General features: G+C 49.8%; 18 protein-coding genes. All 18 read right to left on the bottom strand.

Annotation, left to right across the window (positions count from 1 at the left end):
• Window positions 1-251: 251 nt before the first annotated feature.
• Window positions 252-2456: a polyribonucleotide nucleotidyltransferase gene (locus tag Pmgp_RS12945; RefSeq protein ID WP_134214405.1), complete on the bottom strand. Its 2205-nt coding sequence runs from the start codon at window positions 2454-2456 to the stop codon at window positions 252-254.
• Window positions 2457-2601: 145 nt separating this feature from the next.
• Entirely contained in the window at window positions 2602-2871 is a 270-nt protein-coding gene (gene rpsO, locus Pmgp_RS12940; protein WP_134214404.1) for a 30S ribosomal protein S15, read from the bottom strand.
• An 85-nt stretch (window positions 2872-2956) separates the two neighbouring features.
• Window positions 2957-3178 carry a hypothetical protein gene (locus tag Pmgp_RS12935; protein ID WP_134214403.1) on the bottom strand — a complete coding sequence of 74 codons (222 nt, stop codon included), beginning with the start codon at window positions 3176-3178 and terminating at the stop codon, window positions 2957-2959.
• Window positions 3179-3191: 13 nt separating this feature from the next.
• Window positions 3192-3419 (bottom strand): hypothetical protein, encoded by a 228-nt coding sequence (locus Pmgp_RS12930; protein WP_134214402.1) that lies wholly within the window; start codon window positions 3417-3419, stop codon window positions 3192-3194.
• 110 nt (window positions 3420-3529) lie between these two features.
• On the bottom strand, window positions 3530-4468 hold the full coding sequence (locus tag Pmgp_RS12925) for a bifunctional riboflavin kinase/FAD synthetase (protein WP_134214401.1): 939 nt from the start codon (window positions 4466-4468) through the stop codon (window positions 3530-3532).
• An 18-nt stretch (window positions 4469-4486) separates the two neighbouring features.
• A complete protein-coding gene (gene truB / locus Pmgp_RS12920; RefSeq protein WP_134214400.1) occupies window positions 4487-5416 on the bottom strand; it encodes a tRNA pseudouridine(55) synthase TruB in 930 nt (309 codons plus the stop codon).
• Window positions 5413-6390 (bottom strand): DHH family phosphoesterase, encoded by a 978-nt coding sequence (locus Pmgp_RS12915; RefSeq protein ID WP_134214399.1) that lies wholly within the window; start codon window positions 6388-6390, stop codon window positions 5413-5415. Before Pmgp_RS12915 ends, truB begins: the two co-directional genes overlap by 4 nt.
• Window positions 6383-6742 (bottom strand): 30S ribosome-binding factor RbfA, encoded by a 360-nt coding sequence (gene rbfA, locus Pmgp_RS12910; protein ID WP_134214398.1) that lies wholly within the window; start codon window positions 6740-6742, stop codon window positions 6383-6385. Before rbfA ends, Pmgp_RS12915 begins: the two co-directional genes overlap by 8 nt.
• Before the next feature lie 173 nt (window positions 6743-6915).
• Entirely contained in the window at window positions 6916-9831 is a 2916-nt protein-coding gene (gene infB, locus Pmgp_RS12905) for a translation initiation factor IF-2 (protein WP_134214397.1), read from the bottom strand.
• Window positions 9832-9920: 89 nt separating this feature from the next.
• Window positions 9921-10187 (bottom strand): RNase P modulator RnpM, encoded by a 267-nt coding sequence (rnpM, locus tag Pmgp_RS12900; protein WP_134214396.1) that lies wholly within the window; start codon window positions 10185-10187, stop codon window positions 9921-9923.
• 13 nt (window positions 10188-10200) lie between these two features.
• A complete protein-coding gene (gene nusA / locus Pmgp_RS12895; protein WP_134214395.1) occupies window positions 10201-11283 on the bottom strand; it encodes a transcription termination factor NusA in 1083 nt (360 codons plus the stop codon).
• Between the two features lie 21 nt (window positions 11284-11304).
• Window positions 11305-11757 carry a ribosome maturation factor RimP gene (rimP, locus tag Pmgp_RS12890; RefSeq protein ID WP_134214407.1) on the bottom strand — a complete coding sequence of 151 codons (453 nt, stop codon included), beginning with the start codon at window positions 11755-11757 and terminating at the stop codon, window positions 11305-11307.
• 184 nt (window positions 11758-11941) lie between these two features.
• A complete protein-coding gene (locus Pmgp_RS12885; protein ID WP_134214394.1) occupies window positions 11942-12622 on the bottom strand; it encodes an MgtC/SapB family protein in 681 nt (226 codons plus the stop codon).
• 228 nt (window positions 12623-12850) lie between these two features.
• Window positions 12851-13945, bottom strand: a complete 1095-nt coding sequence (locus Pmgp_RS12880; RefSeq protein ID WP_134214393.1) for an MGDG synthase family glycosyltransferase — start codon at window positions 13943-13945, stop codon at window positions 12851-12853.
• 100 nt (window positions 13946-14045) lie between these two features.
• Window positions 14046-15758, bottom strand: coding sequence for a proline--tRNA ligase (locus Pmgp_RS12875; protein WP_134214392.1), 1713 nt, complete (start codon window positions 15756-15758; stop codon window positions 14046-14048).
• 181 nt (window positions 15759-15939) lie between these two features.
• Window positions 15940-16992, bottom strand: a complete 1053-nt coding sequence (gene ispG, locus Pmgp_RS12870; protein WP_134214391.1) for a flavodoxin-dependent (E)-4-hydroxy-3-methylbut-2-enyl-diphosphate synthase — start codon at window positions 16990-16992, stop codon at window positions 15940-15942.
• Window positions 16993-17198: 206 nt separating this feature from the next.
• Entirely contained in the window at window positions 17199-18257 is a 1059-nt protein-coding gene (rseP, locus tag Pmgp_RS12865) for an RIP metalloprotease RseP (protein WP_134214390.1), read from the bottom strand.
• A 20-nt stretch (window positions 18258-18277) separates the two neighbouring features.
• Window positions 18278-19441: a 1-deoxy-D-xylulose-5-phosphate reductoisomerase gene (locus Pmgp_RS12860; protein WP_134214389.1), complete on the bottom strand. Its 1164-nt coding sequence runs from the start codon at window positions 19439-19441 to the stop codon at window positions 18278-18280.
• Between the last annotated feature and the right edge of the window lie 63 nt (window positions 19442-19504).

Genomic DNA, 19504 nt, shown 5'->3' with positions numbered 1-19504 from the left:
GGTTGATCGCCTCCTATAAGTGACCGCCTTCTTGGTTGCCCAGTTATTACCAGTTGAGTATCTGGGATCAGTTTTTTATTGCCTTTTTTGCTTTCCCAGGACAAAATATTTTCCAGTTTTCTCGAAAATGGTGCTTGACATTTTACCGCTGGGCTTTTTAATTGAATATAAAGAATAATTATGCGGGAGGGAGTGATTTTATTTTGGAAATAAAAAAACCTCTGGCGTGAGGTTTTTTAAGTACGATCTTCTTAGTTACGCGCAAAATCCCTGCGCCTGGGCGTCCGCGGGCGGTCTTCTCTGGAGGCCTGCCCTTCAGGCGGCGGCGCCACGTCCTTCTTGGAAAGCTTCAGGCGGCCTTGATTATCATAGCCAATAACCTTGACCAGAATCATATCGCCTTCCTTGACAACATCTTCAACTTTATTGACCCGGTGGTGCTCAAGCTGTGATATGTGCACCAGGCCTTCTTTGCCCTGCAGTCCAAGCACGCCAGGTATAATCTCCACAAAACAGCCGAAATCGGTTACTCTGGTAACCTTGCCGTTGTATATCTCTCCGGCCTGCACTTCTTTGGTCAGCACCTCGATGATCTGCAGCGCTTTCTTCCCTTTTTCCTGATCAACAGCGGCGATAAATACTCTGCCGTCATCTTCTATGTCTATATCCGCCCCTGTTTCTTCCACTATCTTCTTAATTATTTTGCCGCCCGGTCCTATGACATCCCTGATTTTATCCGGATCAATGGTGGTATGGATAATTCTTGGAGCATTCGGGGACAGTTCCGGCCGCGGCGCGGCGATCACATCGAGCATCTTGCCAAGAATATGCATTCTGCCTTCATGGGCCTGGGCCAGCGCCTGCTCAAACACCTCCTGGGTGATTCCCGGGATCTTTATATCCATTTGGAGCGCGGTAATTCCTTTGGCGGTACCTGCGACCTTAAAGTCCATGTCTCCCAGATGGTCCTCATAACCTTGAATATCTGTCAAAACCGTGAATTTATCTTCCTCCGAGATCAGTCCCATGGCCACCCCTGACACCGGCGCGCTGATCGGCACACCCGCGTCCATTAGGGCCAGGCAGCTGCCGCAGACGCTCCCCATCGAGGTCGATCCGTTGGACTCCAGAGCTTCTGAGACAATCCTGATCGTGTAGGGGAATTCTTCCTCCAGTGGAATCACCGGCGACAGGGCCCTTTCCGCCAGAGCGCCGTGGCCGATTTCACGCCGTCCCGCCGAACGCAGCGGCCTGGTTTCACCTACGCTGAAAGGCGGGAAGTTGTAATGGTGCATAAAACGCTTCGATTCCTCAACACCCAGGCCGTCAAGTATTTGCTCCTCTGAAATCGTCCCCAGGGTTACCACAGATAGAATTTGGGTTTGCCCCCGGGTAAAAAGGCCGGAGCCATGCGGGCGCGGCAGCACGCCAACTTCAACTGATATGGGGCGTACTTCTCTCAGTGAGCGGCCGTCTATACGTAGTCCCTCCACCGCGATCATGCGTCTTACCAGCTTCTTTTCCACCGCTTCAACTGTTTTCTTGATAGCAGCCTCTTCATCAGGGTTTTCTTCAAGAAACTGCTGCACCAGTTCAGTCTTTATTTCTTCCAGGTAAGACTCTCTCTGTTTTTTGGAATACTTATCGCTGACACATTGACGCAGCGCCTGGTCGAGTTTTTCTGTGGCCGCTTCTGTCACAGCCTGCTCCAGTTCCTGGGCGGGCTCCGCAATCTCCGGAGTTATCTTTTCCTTGGCCAGGCCCAATTCCAGCGCCTCTTCCCGGTACCTTTCAATGAAATCAACTATCTCCTTAACCACTCCGTGCCCATACTGGATGGCATCCAGCATCACACTTTCGGATACTTCGCGCGCCCCGGCCTCAACCATCATTACAGCTTCCTTGGTCCCGGCAACCACAAGGTGCATGTCGCTCTTTTCAGCTTGAGACAAGACAGGGTTAATTACTAACTCCCCGTCCACGCGGCCTACGATCACGCCGCCGATTGGGTATTTCAAAGGTATTTCTGAAATATGCAAAGCTGCCGACGCGCCTACCATAGCTGCAATTTCCGGTGCGTGGTCCTGGTCCACAGACATGACCGTGGCGATTACCTGAACCTCATTGCGCATCTCTTTCGGAAAAAGTGGCCGTATAGGCCTGTCTATCAGCCGGCCGGAAAGAATTGCTTTTTCACTGGGCCGGCCTTCCCTTTTGATAAAACCGCCGGGTATTTTTCCTACAGCATAAAACCTTTCCTCATAGTCAACTGTTAAAGGGAAAAAGTCTATCCCAGCCCTGATATAGCCGGCCATCGTGGCAGTCACCAGAACCGTTGTTTCTCCATAACGGACAAAAACCGCTCCACCGGATTGTTTGGCCAGCCTTCCCGTTTCAAGGATCATTGGGCGGCCGCCAACCATAATCTCTCTTTTTAAAACCTGATTCTCCAACATTTAAAGGCTATCCCCCTGTTGTTTTTGGTAAAATTTAAAAAACTTATATTAATTCGTTATTCCTAATATTATCTCCTTCTTCTAAAATAAAAAATACATTACAATACATAACAAAGAAGCGGGTAAAACCCGCTTTCTTCAAGTATTATTTTCTCAATCCAAGCTTTTCAATTATAGAACGATACCTGTCAAAATGACGATCTCGCAAATAATTAAGCAGTGCCCTCCTTTGACCAACCATCTTCAGCAAACCCCGGCGTGAATGGTGGTCTCCTTTGTGAAGCTTCAGGTGTTCAGTGAGGGTGTTAATCCTCTCTGTTAATATGGCAACCTGAACTTCAGGGGAACCGGTGTCATTTTCGTGAAGTTTGTACTTGGAAATAACCACCTGTTTCTGTTCTGTGGTCAAGGCCATGCCGCTCACCTCCTTTATTCAAAATCGCCGCAGGCCAAGCAAACCGCTGGAGAACATGTTCCCTAGCCTGCAGTTCACCGGAAATTTATTTTCCGATTATAGTTATTACCAGACGACCGCCTGGTATATCTTTGGCAACCAAATCAAAAACTCTTCCTGACTTGGAAAAGAAACCTCGAAAACGAGTGGCTGTCGGTATTCGTCCAGGCAACCCGCTGGCAGCGTTGACTATATCGGTTACCGTGATCTTTTCCTGCCTTAAATCCCGCAAACGTTTACGGGCATGTTCGGTGATAATCACCTTCATTAGAACTTAATACCTAATAGGCATGGAGCTTATTCGCTCTTTCGTCATCGTCCTGGTTGAGGAAAGCGTAAAGAGCGTCCTGAAAGGCCGTCAACCTGACATTCTCAACATTCGACTCAAGATAGATAGTCTCAAGCTCTTTCTTCAGAGACTGAAACTCTTCACTAAGGCAGATAAAAGCGATCTGATTCAGCCACTTTTTGACCTGCTCTTCTGGAAAGTCGAATTTAGGAATACCCATGTTAACGTCTCCTTTATGGTTATTCGGGACTGTTAACGCGTTAATTGTAGCATAATCCGGTAACAGTGTAAACGCTGCCTATAGAAAAATATATTGGGCCGTATGCTTTTTTATTCCCTGGCCTTCGACCATTCCGCCCTGACCTTGTGAATATCTCGCTCAATCTGTTTCATTAAATCTGAGGCGGAGGCAAATCTCTTTTCACCCCTGATCCGGCTGGTAAAACTGACTTTAATTTTCTGCCCGTAGAGATCCTGGCAAAAATCCAGCAAATGGACTTCAATATTTCTTTTTTCGTCCTGGAAGGTAGGTTTTACTCCTATATTCGCAACACCCAGGTAGGTGTCCTGATCTAAATACACCTTGGCCGCGTAAACCCCGTTGGCGGGGACCAGGATACCATGGTCCAGTTCCAAATTGGCGGTGGGGAAACCAAGAATGCTTCCGCCGCGGCTTTTCCCCGCCACCACCTGACCTTCCGTAAAAGGATAGTACCCCAGGTACTTGGCCGCCTGTGACACCTCTCCCTTAATCAGCAGGTTCCTGACCAAAGTGCTGCTTACCGCTTGTCCCTCTACCATAACCGGGGGTATAACTTTAAGCTGATAGCCGTAAATGGTGGAAAGCTCTTCCAGCAGGGCAGGGGTGCCGCGGCCGCGGTGCCCAAATGTATAGTTATAGCCGACCACTATCCCTTTGACGTCCAGTTCCTCAATCAGTATGCTCTTAACAAAGCTTTCAGGAGACACACCCGCCAGCTTGAGGTCGAAAGGCACCTGTAGAAGTATCTGTACACCCATTTTAGCTATTAATCTTTGTTTGGCATTTTGAGACAGGAGCTGGGGCGGGCAGTTTTCCGGGTTTAACACCGCCAGAGGATGAGGGTGAAAAGTGAACACAGCCGGTGTGCCCTTGATTTCTTTGGCCTGATTAACAAGTTCAAGGATCAGTTTTTGATGTCCTACATGCACACCGTCAAAATTGCCGAGACCGACAACCAGTTTTTTATGTTTGTATTTAAGATCATGCCAATGGCTGTATATCTGCATTAACAAAGACCCCCTAAATCACCTTGGCAATACACAAACAGGCCTGAATAATATTCTCTCATTATCCTGAGGATCAAAAGCTGTTTCTGCCACTGCCAGAAACCCTTCCGGTCCGGTCAGGCGAACCTTGTCGCCTGCGGATAGAGATCCGGGCAATTGGGCTACTCCCGGTAAATACAGTCTTGCTCCTGACTTAACCGCCTGAACAGCCCCGCTTTTTACAAGCACCTCGGGCAGGAAGTCCAGCGCTTTGTCTATGGCAATGACTTTTTCGGCCAGTTTACCTGTATTGTTTAAAACTGCAATTTCTTCAAGCGTTAGTGCGTCGGAGATACAATAGGGCCCGGCACGGGTTCTTACCAGAAAAGACATATAAGCGCCGCAGCCTAAACGAGTGCCCATATCGGTACAAAGCGCCCGCACATAAGTACCCTTGGAACAGGACAGGTGCAGCAGCGCCCTCGGGCGGGGCGTACCCCAACCGGTTCCACTGATATATTCTAGGGAATGTATACTTACAGCCCTCGCCGGACGTTCCACAACAAGCCCTTGCCTGGCTAACTGGTACAGTTTTTTGCCGTGCAGTTTTATTGCGGAAGTCATCGGAGGTACTTGTTCTATGCTTCCCGTGAAAAATGGTAAAACAGCCAAAACTGCGTCTCTATCTAAATGTGAAGCGTCCGCCTCACTGATAATTTCACCAAATGCGTCACCAGTGTCAGTCGCTTGCCCAAACACCATTTCAACCCGGTATTCTTTATCCGCATCGATTAGAAAACCCGCGAGCCTGGTTGCCGCACCCAGACAAACTACCAGCGCACCGGCGGCGCCGGGATCCAGTGTCCCGGTATGACCTGCTTTTTTTATGCTCAGGGTCCGGCGAACAAAATTGACAACGTCATGCGAAGTCATCCCGGGAGGTTTTAGTATATTAATAAATCCATTCAATTATTAATTCCCCCGGCCGCTAATACCGCCGCACTTACTATTTTCTCCTGAATATCCGCCAAATTGCCGCTCATGACACACCCTGACGCACGCGGGTGTCCGCCGCCGCCAAACATTGCCGACAGGCGGTTTACGTCAACGGTTCCTTTTGATCTGAAGCTTATCTTAAAATCGCCGCCCTCAGTTTCGCGAAAAAGTATTCCTACTTGAACACCCCTGATCGACCTGGCATAATTAACCAGACCCTCAGTATGTTCATCCTCTGCTCCGGAAATGTTGAGAAGTTTACGGGTCACGGTCATCCAGCACACTCGACCGCACGGACTTAAAGATAGTGTACCCAGGGCCAAGCCCAGCAGGTCAAGCACCGCTTTCGGTTTCTCTTCATAAAGTTCCTGGTTTATCTGGGCCGCCGGAACACCAAGCTCCAGCAATTCTGCCACCCGCCGGTGTGTATCAGGCTGCATGTTTTCATATTGAAATGAGCCGGTATCCGTAACAATAGCAGTATAGAGACATATGGCGGACTCCAGAGAAATATCCACCTTCATTAAATTAAACAGGTCGAAAATAATCTCACCTACTGCCGCAGCCGCAGGGTCTATATACCTGTAAGTGCCAAAAGACTTTGAACCGGCATGGTGGTCCAGGTTGATAACCACCACACCGCTTGACAACATTTCTTGATAGCCTTTACCAAGTCTTTCCGGCACCGAGCAATCAAGCACAATGAAAGTATCATATTCACCCGCCGGTGGCGCACCTTCCACGTATCTGTCCACACCCGGCAAAAAACCGTATATTGCCGGTACCCGGTCAGCACCGCCCATAGTTACCTTTTTACCCAGTTTCTCCAATGCCAGTCCCAAAGCCAGCATTGAACCCAGGGAGTCTCCGTCGGGCAGCACATGCCCGCATATCAGAACACTATCCGCGCGATCTATAGCCAGAGCTATGTCTGCCAGATTATTCATCAGATAATCCACCTTTGCCCTTAACCTCTTCCATCAGGGCAATTAACCTTGAGCCCTGGCTTATGGACCGGTCCAGTTTAAAAGTTATCTCAGGCGTGTATCGCAGGCGGATTCTTTTGCCAAGTTCACCCCGGATAAAGCCTTGCGCTTTTTGCAGGGCTGCCATAGTAGCCTTTTGATCTGACGGATTACCTAACACACTGGCAAATATGTTAGCATAACGCAAATCTTTTGAAATTTCAACAGCAGTGATAGTAACAAAACCTATTCTAGGATCTTTTAATTCTTCTCTTAGCAGTTCCGAAATTTCTTTCTTAATTGCTTCTGCCAACCTTTCAGGCCGGTAAGACATGCCGAGCACCTCATATCAGTCGTCAGACGCCGGACGTCAGACGTCGGACATCTTAAATTTATGATCCTTTCGTAAGTGCGAATACATTCGTACAAAAACCCAGCTAATTTTGCTGGTGTCGACTGAAAATCGAACTTTTATCCTGCTGCCGGGCTGCTTTAACCAGCCTGGCATCAGGAAAGCTGGCGTTTAATAGTCTCTATGTTAAAGGCTTCGATAATATCGCCTTCTTGGATTTCATTGAATTTTTCCAGGGCCAGGCCGCACTCGTAACCCTGTAATACTTCTTTGACATCGTCTTTAAAGCGTTTAAGCGAATCAAGTTTGCCTTCGAATATCACGATACCGTCACGTACCACTCTTACCCCGGCGTCCCTTTCGATTTTTCCTTCAACTACATAGCACCCTGCGATAGTGCCAATCCGGGAAGCCTTGAAAACCTTGCGGATTTCTGCCCGGCCCAGTGTTACTTCGCGATATTCGGGATCTAAGAGACCGCTCATGGCGGCTTTTACATCTTCTATAGCATCGTAGATGACCCGGTAAAGACGGATGTCTACTTTCTCATTCTCAGCCGCTTTTCTGGCGTTTACATCAGGCCGCACGTTGAAGCCGATGATAATGGCATTTGACGCTGATGCGAACATAACGTCAGTCTCGCTGATTGCGCCTACGCCGCCGTGAATTATGTCAACTTTTACTTCACCTGTGTTTAATCTTTCCAGGGCCTGACGCAGTGCTTCGACAGAACCCTGCACATCAGCCTTGACGATAATTCCCAACTCTTTGATTTGACCTTCCTGAATATGCTTAAACAGGTCCTCTAAGGATACCCGTGTGGTATTCTTTAATTCTTCCTCACGTTTTCTGGTCTGCCTCCTGGAGGCAATACTCCTGGCCAGCTTTTCATCTTCCGTGACGATAAATGTATTTCCCGCATGGGGCACTTCAGAAAAGCCAAGCACTTCAACCGGTGTAGACGGGCCAGCTTTTTTAATCCGGCGGCCTTTGTCATCCATCATCGCCCTGACTCGCCCGTAGGCCGGTCCGGCTATGATCGTATCGCCGATATTGAGTGTTCCGCTTTGTACAAGCACGGTTGCCACGGGACCGCGCCCTTTGTCCAGCTCAGCCTCTATCACAGTTCCTCTTGCCGGCCGGTTTGGATTGGCCTTTAGTTCACCCACCTCGGCTACAAGTAAAATCATCTCAAGAAGCTCTTTTAGGCCTTCTTTTTTGAGGGCGGAAACATTTACACAGATTGTATCCCCGCCCCATTCCTCAGGCACCAGCGCGTGTTCGGTCAGTTCCTGCTTGACCCGCTCAGGGTTGGCATCCGGCTTATCTATCTTGTTAATGGCAACAATGATGGGGACACCAGCTTCTTTAGCGTGGTTGATCGCTTCAACGGTCTGCGGCATTACACCGTCATCGGCAGCCACCACCAGGATCGCGATGTCGGTTACCTGGGCGCCGCGTGCCCGCATGGCTGTAAAAGCTTCATGGCCCGGTGTGTCGATAAAAGTAATTTTCTTGCCGTTGTGTTCAACCTGGTAAGCTCCGATATGCTGGGTAATCCCGCCCGCTTCGGTAGCAATAACGTTGGTCTCCCTGATGGCGTCCAGCAGTGAGGTTTTGCCGTGGTCAACATGGCCCATTACGGTAACCACACTGGGTCTGGGCTTCAGCAGTTCAGGAGGATCTTCCGGTTCCTGCATGAACAGCGCCTCAATGTCGACCGGCAGTTTTATTTCAACTTCATACCCAAACTCACCAGCCAATATTGACGCTGTATCCGTGTCAATCTCCTGGTTAATGGTAGCAAGCACACCAAGAGTCATCAGTTTCTTGATTAATTCCGCGGGGCTTTTATGAATTTTTAACGCCAACTCCTGGACAGTTACTGACTCTCCCAGCACGATAGGCTTTTTCTCAACAGGTTTCGCTGGTTTTTGAACCTGCTCCTGTGGTTTGGCTGCTCCCTTTTTACGGTGAGCAACAGCGCGAAGCCTTTCTTCCGCATGGTCCGCGATAGCGCTGCGCTTTTCAAAGCGGCCTTTTGATTCAGGCTTTTTGAAACCAGGCTTAGCCTGTTTGACTTTATCAGTACTTTTGGTTTTGTCTGCCGGAGCGCGGCCTTTATCAATGACTACAGGTTGGGGACGAATAACGGCTTGATCGCCTCTTGCTTTGAAACCAGCCCCTGCGCCAGTATACTGCGGGCGGTCCACAGGTTTTGGCCTCATGCCGGGTGCACCGCCGGGGCGTGCGCCTCTCTCGCCCTGTTGTGGCCTTGGTCCTGCCGCAGCGCCGCCGGTCCTCGGAGAAGGCCCCTGCCTTTGTTCTATTGGCCGGGAGGGATGGCTCGCAGCAGGCTGCTGTCTCTGTCCATAAGGCCGGGCATGCCCTGTGCCGGGCTGCTGCCTGTGTTCAATTGGCCTGGCCGGGCCGCGGTCCGGACGCTGTTGTTCCGGCTGAGGCCTGTCAAACTGAGGTCTGGCCTGCACCGGGGGGCGTTCATATTGTGTCTTTTCCGGGCGGGAAATATCCCTTGGGGGTGCTTCCTGACGAGGTCTTTCCTGCACCGGACGTTCCGGGCGTGGTTCAGGATGCACGCGCTCCTGAGGCGGACCAGCTGCCGGTCTCGCCGCAGGCTGGTCCATTTTCACCGGGCCCCTGGGCCTGTCTGTTTGTTTTGGCTTCTCCTGAAAGCGCCTGTCAGGGGGACGTGACGGCACCCGGTCAACCAGACCCGGGCCGCGGAAATACTCAGTCCTGCCTCCGGCTGTCTCTTTCTTGGGTTCATTTGGCCGGGGCTTATCTGACTTTTGGACCGGTTCTTTTTTCTTCTCAACTTTCTTCTCGCCGGCAACAGCGGGGGTTTTTGGCTCAGCCGCGGTGCCCCGGGCAGGCTTGGGCGCAGGTTTCTCCTTATTCCGGTAAATCTGCATCAACTGCCCTATTTCGCTGTCCTCCAGGGTACTCATATGAGATTTGACTAAAATCCCCATCTGACTCAGTTTACTGATTATTTCTTTACTTTCTATGTTAAGTTCTTTGGCAAGCTCGTGTACGCGTTTTTTTACCATTCAATCACCTCCAAAATAATTTTGACTCACAAATTTTAACCTCTCCCCTTTCTGAAGCCCGGAAAGATCCAGGCCGAGCATTTCACCAATTACTTTACCAGCCCCTTTTTCAGATCTTCCACTAATTCCTGCCCTATAGAACGCTGCAGGGCTTTATCCAGGCGTTTACCTTTAAGCGCTTTAGCCAGGCAATCCAATTCCGGGCAGATATATGCGCCTCGTCCGGACCGCTTTCCAGTGGGGTCAATCTCTATTTTATCTTCAGGTGTACGCACAACCCGGATCAGCTGCTTCTTGGGCTTCATCTCCTGGCATCCGACACACATGCGCTGGGGTATTTTTTTTACCTTAGGCACCGGCGTATCCCCCCTATTCATATTCAGACTCAAAGAGAACACCGTACTCATCAGGATAAATCTCTCTCATTTGAGATTCGCTCTTAATGTCAATTTTCCAGCCGGTTAATTTTGCAGCCAGGCGCGCATTCTGTCCTTCTTTGCCGATAGCCAGGGATAGCTGGTAATCTGGCACAATAACTCTAGCCACTTTCTCTTCTTCCCATATTTCAACAGCGACAACTTTAGCGGGGCTGAGCGAACTTGCCACAAACTTGGAAGGATCGGGATTCCATTTTATAATGTCTATTTTTTCACCGTTAAGCTCGTTGACAATATTCTGCACCCTCATTCCCTTCGGCCCCACACAGGCTCCGACAGGATCAACATTGTCATCCTTGGAGAAGACCGCCAGCTTGGAACGGGCGCCGGCTTCCCTGGCGACACCTTTAAGCTCCACAATGCCTTCCAGCAGCTCGGGCACTTCCAGTTCAAAAAGCCTTTTCAGTAAGCCCGGGTGAGTGCGTGAAACCAGGATCTGGGGGCCTTTGGTGGTTTTTCTGACTTCTATGATATAAACCTTGATGCGCCCTCCCTGCCGGTATTCTTCACCCGGCATTTGTTCTGAAGGGGCAAGGATTGCTTCCGTTTTTCCCAGTTCTATAAAAACGTTCTTTTGTTCCAGCCGCTGCACAACACCTGTGACTATATCACCCTCACGGTTGGCAAACTCCTCAAAAATTATGTTTCTCTCAGCTTCCCGGATACGCTGGACCACCACCTGTTTAGCGGTCTGAGCGGCAATCCGTCCGAAATTCCTGGGCGTAACTTCTGTTTCAACAATGTCACCCGGTTCATAACTCGGATTAATTTTTTGCGCATCTTCAACTGTAATTTCCTGCCGTTGGTCTTCCACTTGCTCCTTAACAACCCTCTGCGTGTAAACCCTAAAATCCCCGGTTTCACGATCTATGTGGACACGGGCATTTTGCAGCGAGCCAAAATTCCGCTTGTAAGCTGATAATAACGCTGCTTCAATAGCCTCCAGCAGTACGTCGACCGAAATGCCCTTTTCTTTTTCCAGATCCCTCAGGGCTTCCAAAAATTCGGCATTCATTATTTTTCCTCCCCGAAACTATTAAAATTCCGCTTTCAACCGTGCGGACGCTACTTGCTTGTAGGGTATGGTCATTTCAGTTCCTGCCACGTCAAAAGTTATGCTGTCCCCCTGCACAGATGTGATCCTGCCTGTAATATTCTTTTTGCCTTCTACTGCCGCATAAGTGCCGATCACAGCAAGCGAACCTTTAAAGCGCTCGAAGTCAGATAGTTTTTTTAACGGCCTTTCCATCCCAGGTGAAGAAACTTCCAAAAAATATGATTGGGGGATGGGGTCCTTTTCGTCCAGCAATTTATCAATTTTTTCTGAAATCAGGCGGCAGTCCTCAATGCCTATGCCTCCCGGTTTATCTAAAAACACGCGCAGGTACCAGTTGCCGCCCTCTTTTACAAACTCGACATCCACCAACTCCATACCGGATTCTGAGATGCAGGGGCTTACTAATTTCTCAACTATCTCTACAACTCTCATTTTAGTCAACAGCGCGTCCTCCCGGACAAGATTTAGTACTTAGGTGGTTTTAAAGAAACCTTTGGCGCATGATAAGACGAAAGAGTGGGCGTTACCCACTCCTTTACACAAAACAAAATCTCCCTTGCCATAAACCATGTAAAGTATATCACAGAAGATAATTGTTGACAAGGGCAAAATGGGGCTAAGCCCTGTGTTCAACCCTGTAAACTCCGGGTAATGTGGTCAGATGATGCAAAATATCTATCATATTAGCCTCAGGCGACGGTTTGATATAAACCTCAAGCAGCACCTTGCCGGCCTCCATCATTTTGCTCACTTCAACTTTTTGGACTATCCCCAGCCGCTCTTCGATATAAGTCCTGACTACCTTTACTTGTTCAGTTTGATCCGAAACTACTATACTTAGAAGGTCATATTTGCTTTTGCCGCGGATTAAATCCTCAAATGCCCCCAAAAGCACGAGAGTAAATAGGACTAACAGGGTGCCCAGTGTTGCCGCGAGGTAATAACCGGCGCCGCAGGCCAGCCCAACAGAGGCGACGACCCACAAACTGGCGGCTGTAGTCAGGCCGCGGATCAGCAGGCCTTCCCGCATGATCGCGCCGGCGCCCAGAAAACCTATGCCGCTTACTACCTGAGCGGCTATACGGGCCGCATCACCCTTGAATTGATAATGAAGCCCCTCGGAAACCACCATACAGACGGCTGCGCCTACAGCTACCAGGATATGCGTCCTGAAACCGGCGGAATATGTGCGGTAACCAACAAGCAGCCTCTCCCGCTCCAGGCCGATAAAGCCTCCAAGAATTACCGACATAACCAGTCTTAAGATTAAATCACCCTCGCTAATCCCAGCAAACATGGCAACACCCTCTTATTTTGGATGTGAGTCGTGGGAAGTGGGACGTGGGATACAGGCATTCCTCTCAAGTCTTAAGCTTTTTTAATTGCCTCATACTCTCACATCACTGCGATTTTTATTGTGTATGCAAGCTCCATTAATTCCTAAACATCGCGAGAGCGGTATACACCATAGTAAGACCCAATAGGAATACCAGGATCTCACGGCTCATGTCTCACGGCTCACGTCTCAAACTGCTCTTGCTTTTTCAATCGCTCTAGCAATAAAATCTACCGCGTCGCGGGCGGCGTCCGGCTTGCCCAGAGCAGCCGCGGCTTCAGCCATTTTTTTAATTTTATCCGGCTCGGCCAGGCAGGACTGGATGACACCGGTCAGGTTCTTTTCTTCTACTCTGACTCCGGCGCCCGCGGCTGTCATAAATTCTGTGTTTCTTTCTTCCTGACCCGGCAGCGGGTCGATGATGAATATCGGCAGCGCCTGTGCCATTGCCTCGGCGCAGGTCAGCCCCCCGGCTTTGCCAACCATAAAATCGGAAGCAGCCATGAGCTGGTGTATATTTTCAACGAAACCATAAACCTTGACCAGGCATGAAAGGGATTGCGCCACCCTGCTTAGTTTTTCATGCAGCGTTTTATTCGAACCGGCTACACAGATTAACTGGTAATCCATGCTGTCGCCAAGGGTTTTAAGCGAAGATTCCAACGGCCCCATGCCCAGACCGCCGCCCATAAGCAGTATGGCCGGCAGTTCGGGGTCAAGCCCCAGCTGCTCTTTCAACTTTCTTTTATCGCACCTGACACCGAACTCCGGGTTGATTGGAATGCCTGTGGGGCAAACCTGTTGAGGAGCGATGCCGTAATCGACACACTGGTCAACCAGCTTTTCAGATCCAACGATATAGTAGTCTACTTCCGGAAAAATCCAGAAAGAGTGGATAGTATAATCAGTTATCACCCCAAAAACAGGACCTTTAAAAGTACCCTTCTTTTTCATGTAAGAAACAATTCCCAGAGGAAAAGGGTGAGTGCATATAATGCTTTCCGGCTTAAAGTCACCTATGTATTTAACCAGCCTGGGAGCGGCTAAAATGTTCAAAATCCTGTTAAATTCAGTTTTCCCTCTGCCTGATAAGGGCCGTCCATGCTCTGCCTGACGGTACAGGTAACCATATATGACCGGAGACATTTTCAGCATTTCCATGTAGGTCCCCAGAACTACTCTTTCCAGGAACGGGCTGGCATAGCGAAAAGTGTCAAGTATTACCACTTCAGCTCCGGGATTAGCAGACAGCGCCGCTTTCTTCACCGCCTCGGCAGTGCGCATATGGCCCGCGCCTACAGTAACGGATAAAATCAGAACCCTGTTTAGCTTGCTTATTTTCGATACCCTCTTCCAGATTTCACGCTGGGAATAATAGCTGAGCTTACAGTTTGCCCAACAACTCCCGCACCACTGACTCAACTTGATCCAGGGGGACTAAGTACATTTCGCCTGTTTTGCGCACCCGCACCTCAACCTGCTTTTCGGCAACGGCTTTCGAGCCGATGGTTATGCGCAGCGGGTAACCAATCAAGTCGGCGTCCTTAAATTTGACTCCGGCCCGTTCAGCCCTGTCGTCCAGAACTGTTTCAACACCCCCGCTCCACAGCCGGCCGTATATTTCTTCCGCCAGATCAACCTGGCTGCTGTCCCTGGTGTTGACAGGTATGATCACTGTGTGGAACGGCGCAATTGAAGCCGGCCAGATGATCCCGTCCTGATCGTGATTTTGCTCGACGGCCGCGGCCATCGTCCTGGTTACGCCAATACCGTAACATCCCATAATAATGGTTTTGGACGTCCCATTTTCGTCTGAATAGGTGGCGCCCAATATTTTGCTGTATTTGTCACCGAGTTTAAAGACCTGGCCGACCTCAATGCCCCTGGCCTCTTTAAGCTCACTGCCACAACTGGGACAGGGCTCGCCGGCCTGTACCATCCTAATGTCCGTTAAGAGATCAATGGTAAAATCACGCCCGGGATTGACATTAATTATGTGAGCATCACCCTTGTTGGCGCCGGCCACAGCGTTGACCAGTGCCGCTACTTCCAAATCGGCAATGATCTTGATGCCCTTTAAGCCAACCGGACCGGCAAAGCCGACCGCGGCGCCGGTTGCCTTTTTCACAGTGTTTTCACCGGCTAAATCAAGCCGCAGGCAGCCCAGCGCGTTCAAAAGCTTTATTTCATTGACCTCCCTGTCCCCCCTGACCAGGGCTGCGACGACTCCATGCTCATTTTCGTAGAGTATTGTTTTAATAATTTTTTGCGGCTTTATATTTAGAAAAGTGCTTACCTGCTCTACAGTGCGCATGTTTGGAGTTTCTTTTACTGATAGAGGTTTTAATTCTTCTTTTTCTTTTTCGTTTTTAAAGACCTGGGCCGCTTTCTCTACGTTAGCGGCATATTCACAGTCTTCATTGCCGCAGAAAAGGACCGCTGCCTCACCTGAATCAGCCAGCACCATAAACTCGTGCGTATCGCTTCCCCCGATGGCGCCCGAGTCCGCCTCCACCGGCCTGAAAGTCAGGCCGCAGCGCTTAAAAATCTTGGTGTAGGCATGGTACATCTTCATATAGCTTACATCCAGACCTTCTTGGTCCCGGTCGAAGGAATAAAGGTCCTTCATAATAAACTCTCTGCCCCGCAGCAGGCCAAAGCGGGGGCGCCGCTCATCCCTGTATTTGTTCTGGATCTGGTACAAAAGCAGCGGCAGCTGCTTGTAAGAGCTGACTTCCCCTTTTACCAGGCTGGTGATAATCTCTTCATGTGTGGGGCCTAAAGCGAAATCGCGGTCATGCCTGTCTTTAAGCCGGAACAGTTCAGGGCCATACACGTTCCAGCGGCCTGAATCCTGCCACAGTTCCGCCGGCTGTATAATCGGCATCAGCAGTTCCTGCCCGCCCGCGGCATCCATTTCCTCCCGTATTATTTGCTCTATTTTCTTGAGCACACGCATGGTCAGAGGCAAATAATTATACACACCGGCCGCCACTCTTCTGATAAAACCAGCCCGCACCAACAGCTGGTGGCTTATTATCTCTGCCTCCGCGGGCGCCTCCCTCAGTGTAGGCGCCAGTAAAGATGTCGCTCGCATGAAACTCCTCCTGAATATTTTCTTCAAAAATGTTTATTCTTTTTGCCTCTATGGATTGAGAAACGCAATTAAATCTTGCTTTTTAACTTGAAAATTCAAATCCTAAAACCTGTTAATCTATTTTCAAATCCTGTTAATCCTGTCAAATTGTTTTTTCTTTTCACCTAGGTATAAACTATTATCACTTTAATGTTTCAATTTCTTTTAATAGCTCGTCCACCAGCCTGTCCTCAGGCACTCTGCGGACGATCTCACCTTTGCGAAAGATAAGTCCTGTCCCCTTGCCGCCGGCAATGCCGACATCCGCTTCACGCGCTTCGCCAGGACCGTTTACCTCACAGCCCATGACTGCGACCTTGAGCGGCTTGTCCAGACTCTGCAGCCTTTCTTCCACTTCACCGGCAATCTTAATCAAATCTATGCGGGTGCGGCCGCAGGTAGGGCAGGATATAAGCTCAACGCCTCTCCTGCGCAGCCCCAGCGCTTTTAATATTTCATATCCCACTCTTACCTCGTGGGCTGGGTTCCCGGTAAGAGAGACGCGAATAGTGTCACCGATTCCTTCATTTAATAATATACCTATACCCACAGCCGATTTGACTGTGCCGGAATTAAGCGTGCCGGCCTCAGTCACACCCAGGTGAAAGGGGTAGTCCACCTGAGCGGCCAAGAGACGGTAGGCCTCAACCATCAACGGCACGTTGGACGCTTTTAAGGATATTTTAATATCAAAGAAGTTCAGCTTCTCCAGGATTTCGATATGACGCAGGGCACTCTCCACCATAGCCCCGGCAGTGATCCCCCCGCACCTTGCCACAACTTCTTTTTCAAGGGAGCCTGTGTTGACCCCGATCCGGATCGGGATACCTCTGGCCGCTGCCGCCTTCACCACTTCTTCAACCTTATCCCTGCCGCCGATATTGCCGGGGTTGATCCTGAGAGCGGCAACACCGGCCTTAACAGCCTCCAGGGCCAGGCGGTAGTCGAAATGGATATCGGCGACCAGTGGAATGGTAATTTCTTTAAGAATCGCGGGTAGCACCGCCGCGGCCTCCCGGTCGGGTACAGCCACGCGGATTATCTCGCAGCCGTCCATGGCCAGCTGCCTGATTTGCTCTATTGTCGCCGCGGCGTCCCGGGTGTCGGTATTGGTCATAGACTGTACACTGACAGGCGCGTCACCGCCCACCTGAACATTTCCGATGAAAACCGCCCTTGTTTTTCTGCGAACCATAATAATACCCCATATTTTAGATGTGAGCCGTGGGAAGTGAGACGTGAGATTCTGGCATTCCTATTTTGTCGTTAGAATCTAATTTGTTATGCTGCTTAAGTCCGTCACAACGCTTGTCCGGATTTCTTTTTTGGGTCATTGACCCTAAAGGCTATCTTTCATTCCCACATCACACGTCTCAATTCCCACGGCCCATTTCTCACTTCTTACTGCAGGCCGGAGCCTTGATTAACTACAAATATATGCAGAATGTCGTTATAGGTGATGACTACCATTAGCAGTAAGAGCAGCCCGAAACCCACCAGGTGGATGAAATTCTCCCTTACCGGGTCAACCGGGCGGCCTCTAAGCTTTTCCCAGATCAGGAAAAGAATGCGGCTGCCGTCCAGGGCAGGTATGGGAAAGAGGTTGAACAGACCCAGGTTTATGCTCAGAATAGCCGCCATTTGGATCAGCATGAAAAAGCCTACATGAGCGGCTTTGCCTATCTCGGTAACCACTCTGACCGGCCCGCCCAGGTCCGGGGGAGCCTGGCCGAAGATCATCTTGGAAATGAAATCCATGATTGTCACTGTAATTTTCACTGTCCATTCGGCGCCCAGGGAAAGAGCTCTTAAAGGGCCTACCCTTTTATATTCCTCCATTGGGTAGATGCCTATTTTCCCCTGTCCTGCTTCATTTCTTTCTGTCTTCATGGCAAGCTGCAATTTTTCATTGTTTCTGATTACATCAACCGTTATCTCCTGGTCCGGCCTCGCGCCGATGACAGCCACCAGTTCCTCCCATGTGTTGATCGGCTGGCCGTCCACAGCCACAATTTTATCACCGGCCATAATACCCGCTTTTTGTGCCGGGGCGCCGGCGATTACCTCCCCTGCACCGCTAACGTTAGAAGGAACAGGCTCGCCTTGAAAGGAAATCATTACCGCCAGCAATAATATGGCTAAGAAAAAATTCATGATCGGGCCCGCAATAATCACTGATATGCGCTGGAAAACAGTTTTTTTATTAAAAACCCTGTCCTGATCCAGGACGTCTATTTCCTCGTTCGGCTCCATCCCGGCCATACGCACAAACCCGCCCAGCGGCAGCAGGCGAAGGTTGTATGTTGTATCCGCGCCGGGGACAGTGATAAGTTTCGGCCCGAAGCTAAGACTGAATTCATAGACCTTAATTCCTACCAACTTGGCGATCATAAAATGACCAAACTCATGAAAAAATATCAGCAGTCCAAATACAAAAATAGAAGCGACAGCAGTCAGCATTTAAACACCTCAGTTTAGTTTTAAATTAGACTCTTCTCGATTTGTTTTTTTGCCAAATCCCTTGCCCAGTAATCCGCGGCCATAATTTCTTCCAGCCCGGGATTGCTTAAAAGTTCGTGTTTTTCCATAACACATTCTACAATATATGGAATGTTTTTAAAAGAAATAGTTCCACCTAGAAATGATGCCACAGCCACTTCATTGGCGGCATTCAGTACCGCCGGCATGGTGCCGCCCGCCCTTCCCGCTTCATACGCCAGACTCAGGGAGGGAAACCTCTCAAGGTCAGGCGGCTCAAAGGTCAGCCCCTGCAAATCAGTAAACTTTAGCCTGGGAACGGCTCCGGACAAACGGTCCGGATAGGTGAGGGCATACTGTATGGGCAGCCGCATATCAGGCAGTCCCATTTGGGCTATAACAGAACCGTCAAGAAATTCAACGGCTGAATGGATAATACTCTGGGGGTGCACCACAACTTCTATCTTAGAATAGTTTACCCCGAACAGCCATTTTGCTTCAATAACTTCCAGACCTTTATTCATCAACGTGGCCGAATCAATCGTCACTTTATTGCCCATGTTCCAATTAGGGTGCCGCAAGGCCATATCAGCGGTCACCCCTTCGAGTTCTTTTAAGCTCAACTGGTGGAACGGGCCGCCTGAGGCGGTAAGTATTATTTTCTCCACCTGGTCTGAACCAAGGCCGTGCAGGCATTGCCAGACAGCTGAATGTTCGCTGTCAACCGGCAAAATGCCTGTTTTGTACCTGGCCGACAAATCCATTACCAGATGTCCTGCCACAACCAGAGTTTCCTTGTTGGCCAAGGCGATGTCTTTACCGGCGCAAATAGCCGCAATGGTTGGGAAAATACCGGCGGCGCCGGTCACAGACACGACTACAAGATCTGCTTCAGGCATAGTAGCAAGTGTCTCCAGGCCTTCCCTTCCCCGGTACAGATCGGGAATATAGCCAGGCGCTAGTTCGGTTTTTAAACTTGCCAGTTCTTCCTCACCTGACATGGCCGCGGCCAGCGGGCCGAACTCTTTAATCTGGCCGGCCAAAAGGCGCCAATTACTTCCTGCAGCCAGTCCAACAATTTTGAATTTTCCCGGCAGGCTCCTGACCACATCCAGCGTCTGCCTGCCAATAGACCCGGTACTTCCAAGAATAACAATTCTTTTCATGACTTACCCCAAAAAATAGTAATTATTTTCAGAATACAGAATTCAGTAGTCAGAAGTAAGAAG

Origin of the sequence: Pelotomaculum propionicicum (assembly GCF_004369225.1) — a bacterium.
Lineage (GTDB): Bacteria > Bacillota > Desulfotomaculia > Desulfotomaculales > Pelotomaculaceae > Pelotomaculum_B > Pelotomaculum_B propionicicum.
This window is presented reverse-complemented; position numbering and strand designations above follow the sequence as displayed.

Bases quoted from the DNA above. Each gene is read 5' to 3' on its own strand.
- Pmgp_RS12945 (WP_134214405.1), bottom strand. From the start codon at position 2,456: ATGTTGGAGAATCAGGTTTTAAAAAGAGAGATTATGGTTGGCGGCCGC.
- rpsO (WP_134214404.1), bottom strand. From the start codon at position 2,871: ATGGCCTTGACCACAGAACAGAAACAGGTGGTTATTTCCAAGTACAAA.
- Pmgp_RS12935 (WP_134214403.1), bottom strand. From the start codon at position 3,178: ATGAAGGTGATTATCACCGAACATGCCCGTAAACGTTTGCGGGATTTA.
- Pmgp_RS12930 (WP_134214402.1), bottom strand. From the start codon at position 3,419: ATGGGTATTCCTAAATTCGACTTTCCAGAAGAGCAGGTCAAAAAGTGG.
- Pmgp_RS12925 (WP_134214401.1), bottom strand. From the start codon at position 4,468: ATGCAGATATACAGCCATTGGCATGATCTTAAATACAAACATAAAAAA.
- Pmgp_RS12915 (WP_134214399.1), bottom strand. From the start codon at position 6,390: ATGAATAATCTGGCAGACATAGCTCTGGCTATAGATCGCGCGGATAGT.
- rbfA (WP_134214398.1), bottom strand. From the start codon at position 6,742: ATGTCTTACCGGCCTGAAAGGTTGGCAGAAGCAATTAAGAAAGAAATT.
- infB (WP_134214397.1), bottom strand. From the start codon at position 9,831: ATGGTAAAAAAACGCGTACACGAGCTTGCCAAAGAACTTAACATAGAA.
- nusA (WP_134214395.1), bottom strand. From the start codon at position 11,283: ATGAATGCCGAATTTTTGGAAGCCCTGAGGGATCTGGAAAAAGAAAAG.
- rimP (WP_134214407.1), bottom strand. From the start codon at position 11,757: ATGAGAGTTGTAGAGATAGTTGAGAAATTAGTAAGCCCCTGCATCTCA.
- Pmgp_RS12885 (WP_134214394.1), bottom strand. From the start codon at position 12,622: ATGTTTGCTGGGATTAGCGAGGGTGATTTAATCTTAAGACTGGTTATG.
- Pmgp_RS12880 (WP_134214393.1), bottom strand. From the start codon at position 13,945: ATGCGCACTGCCGAGGCGGTGAAGAAAGCGGCGCTGTCTGCTAATCCC.
- Pmgp_RS12875 (WP_134214392.1), bottom strand. From the start codon at position 15,758: ATGCGAGCGACATCTTTACTGGCGCCTACACTGAGGGAGGCGCCCGCG.
- ispG (WP_134214391.1), bottom strand. From the start codon at position 16,992: ATGGTTCGCAGAAAAACAAGGGCGGTTTTCATCGGAAATGTTCAGGTG.
- rseP (WP_134214390.1), bottom strand. From the start codon at position 18,257: ATGCTGACTGCTGTCGCTTCTATTTTTGTATTTGGACTGCTGATATTT.
- Pmgp_RS12860 (WP_134214389.1), bottom strand. From the start codon at position 19,441: ATGAAAAGAATTGTTATTCTTGGAAGTACCGGGTCTATTGGCAGGCAG.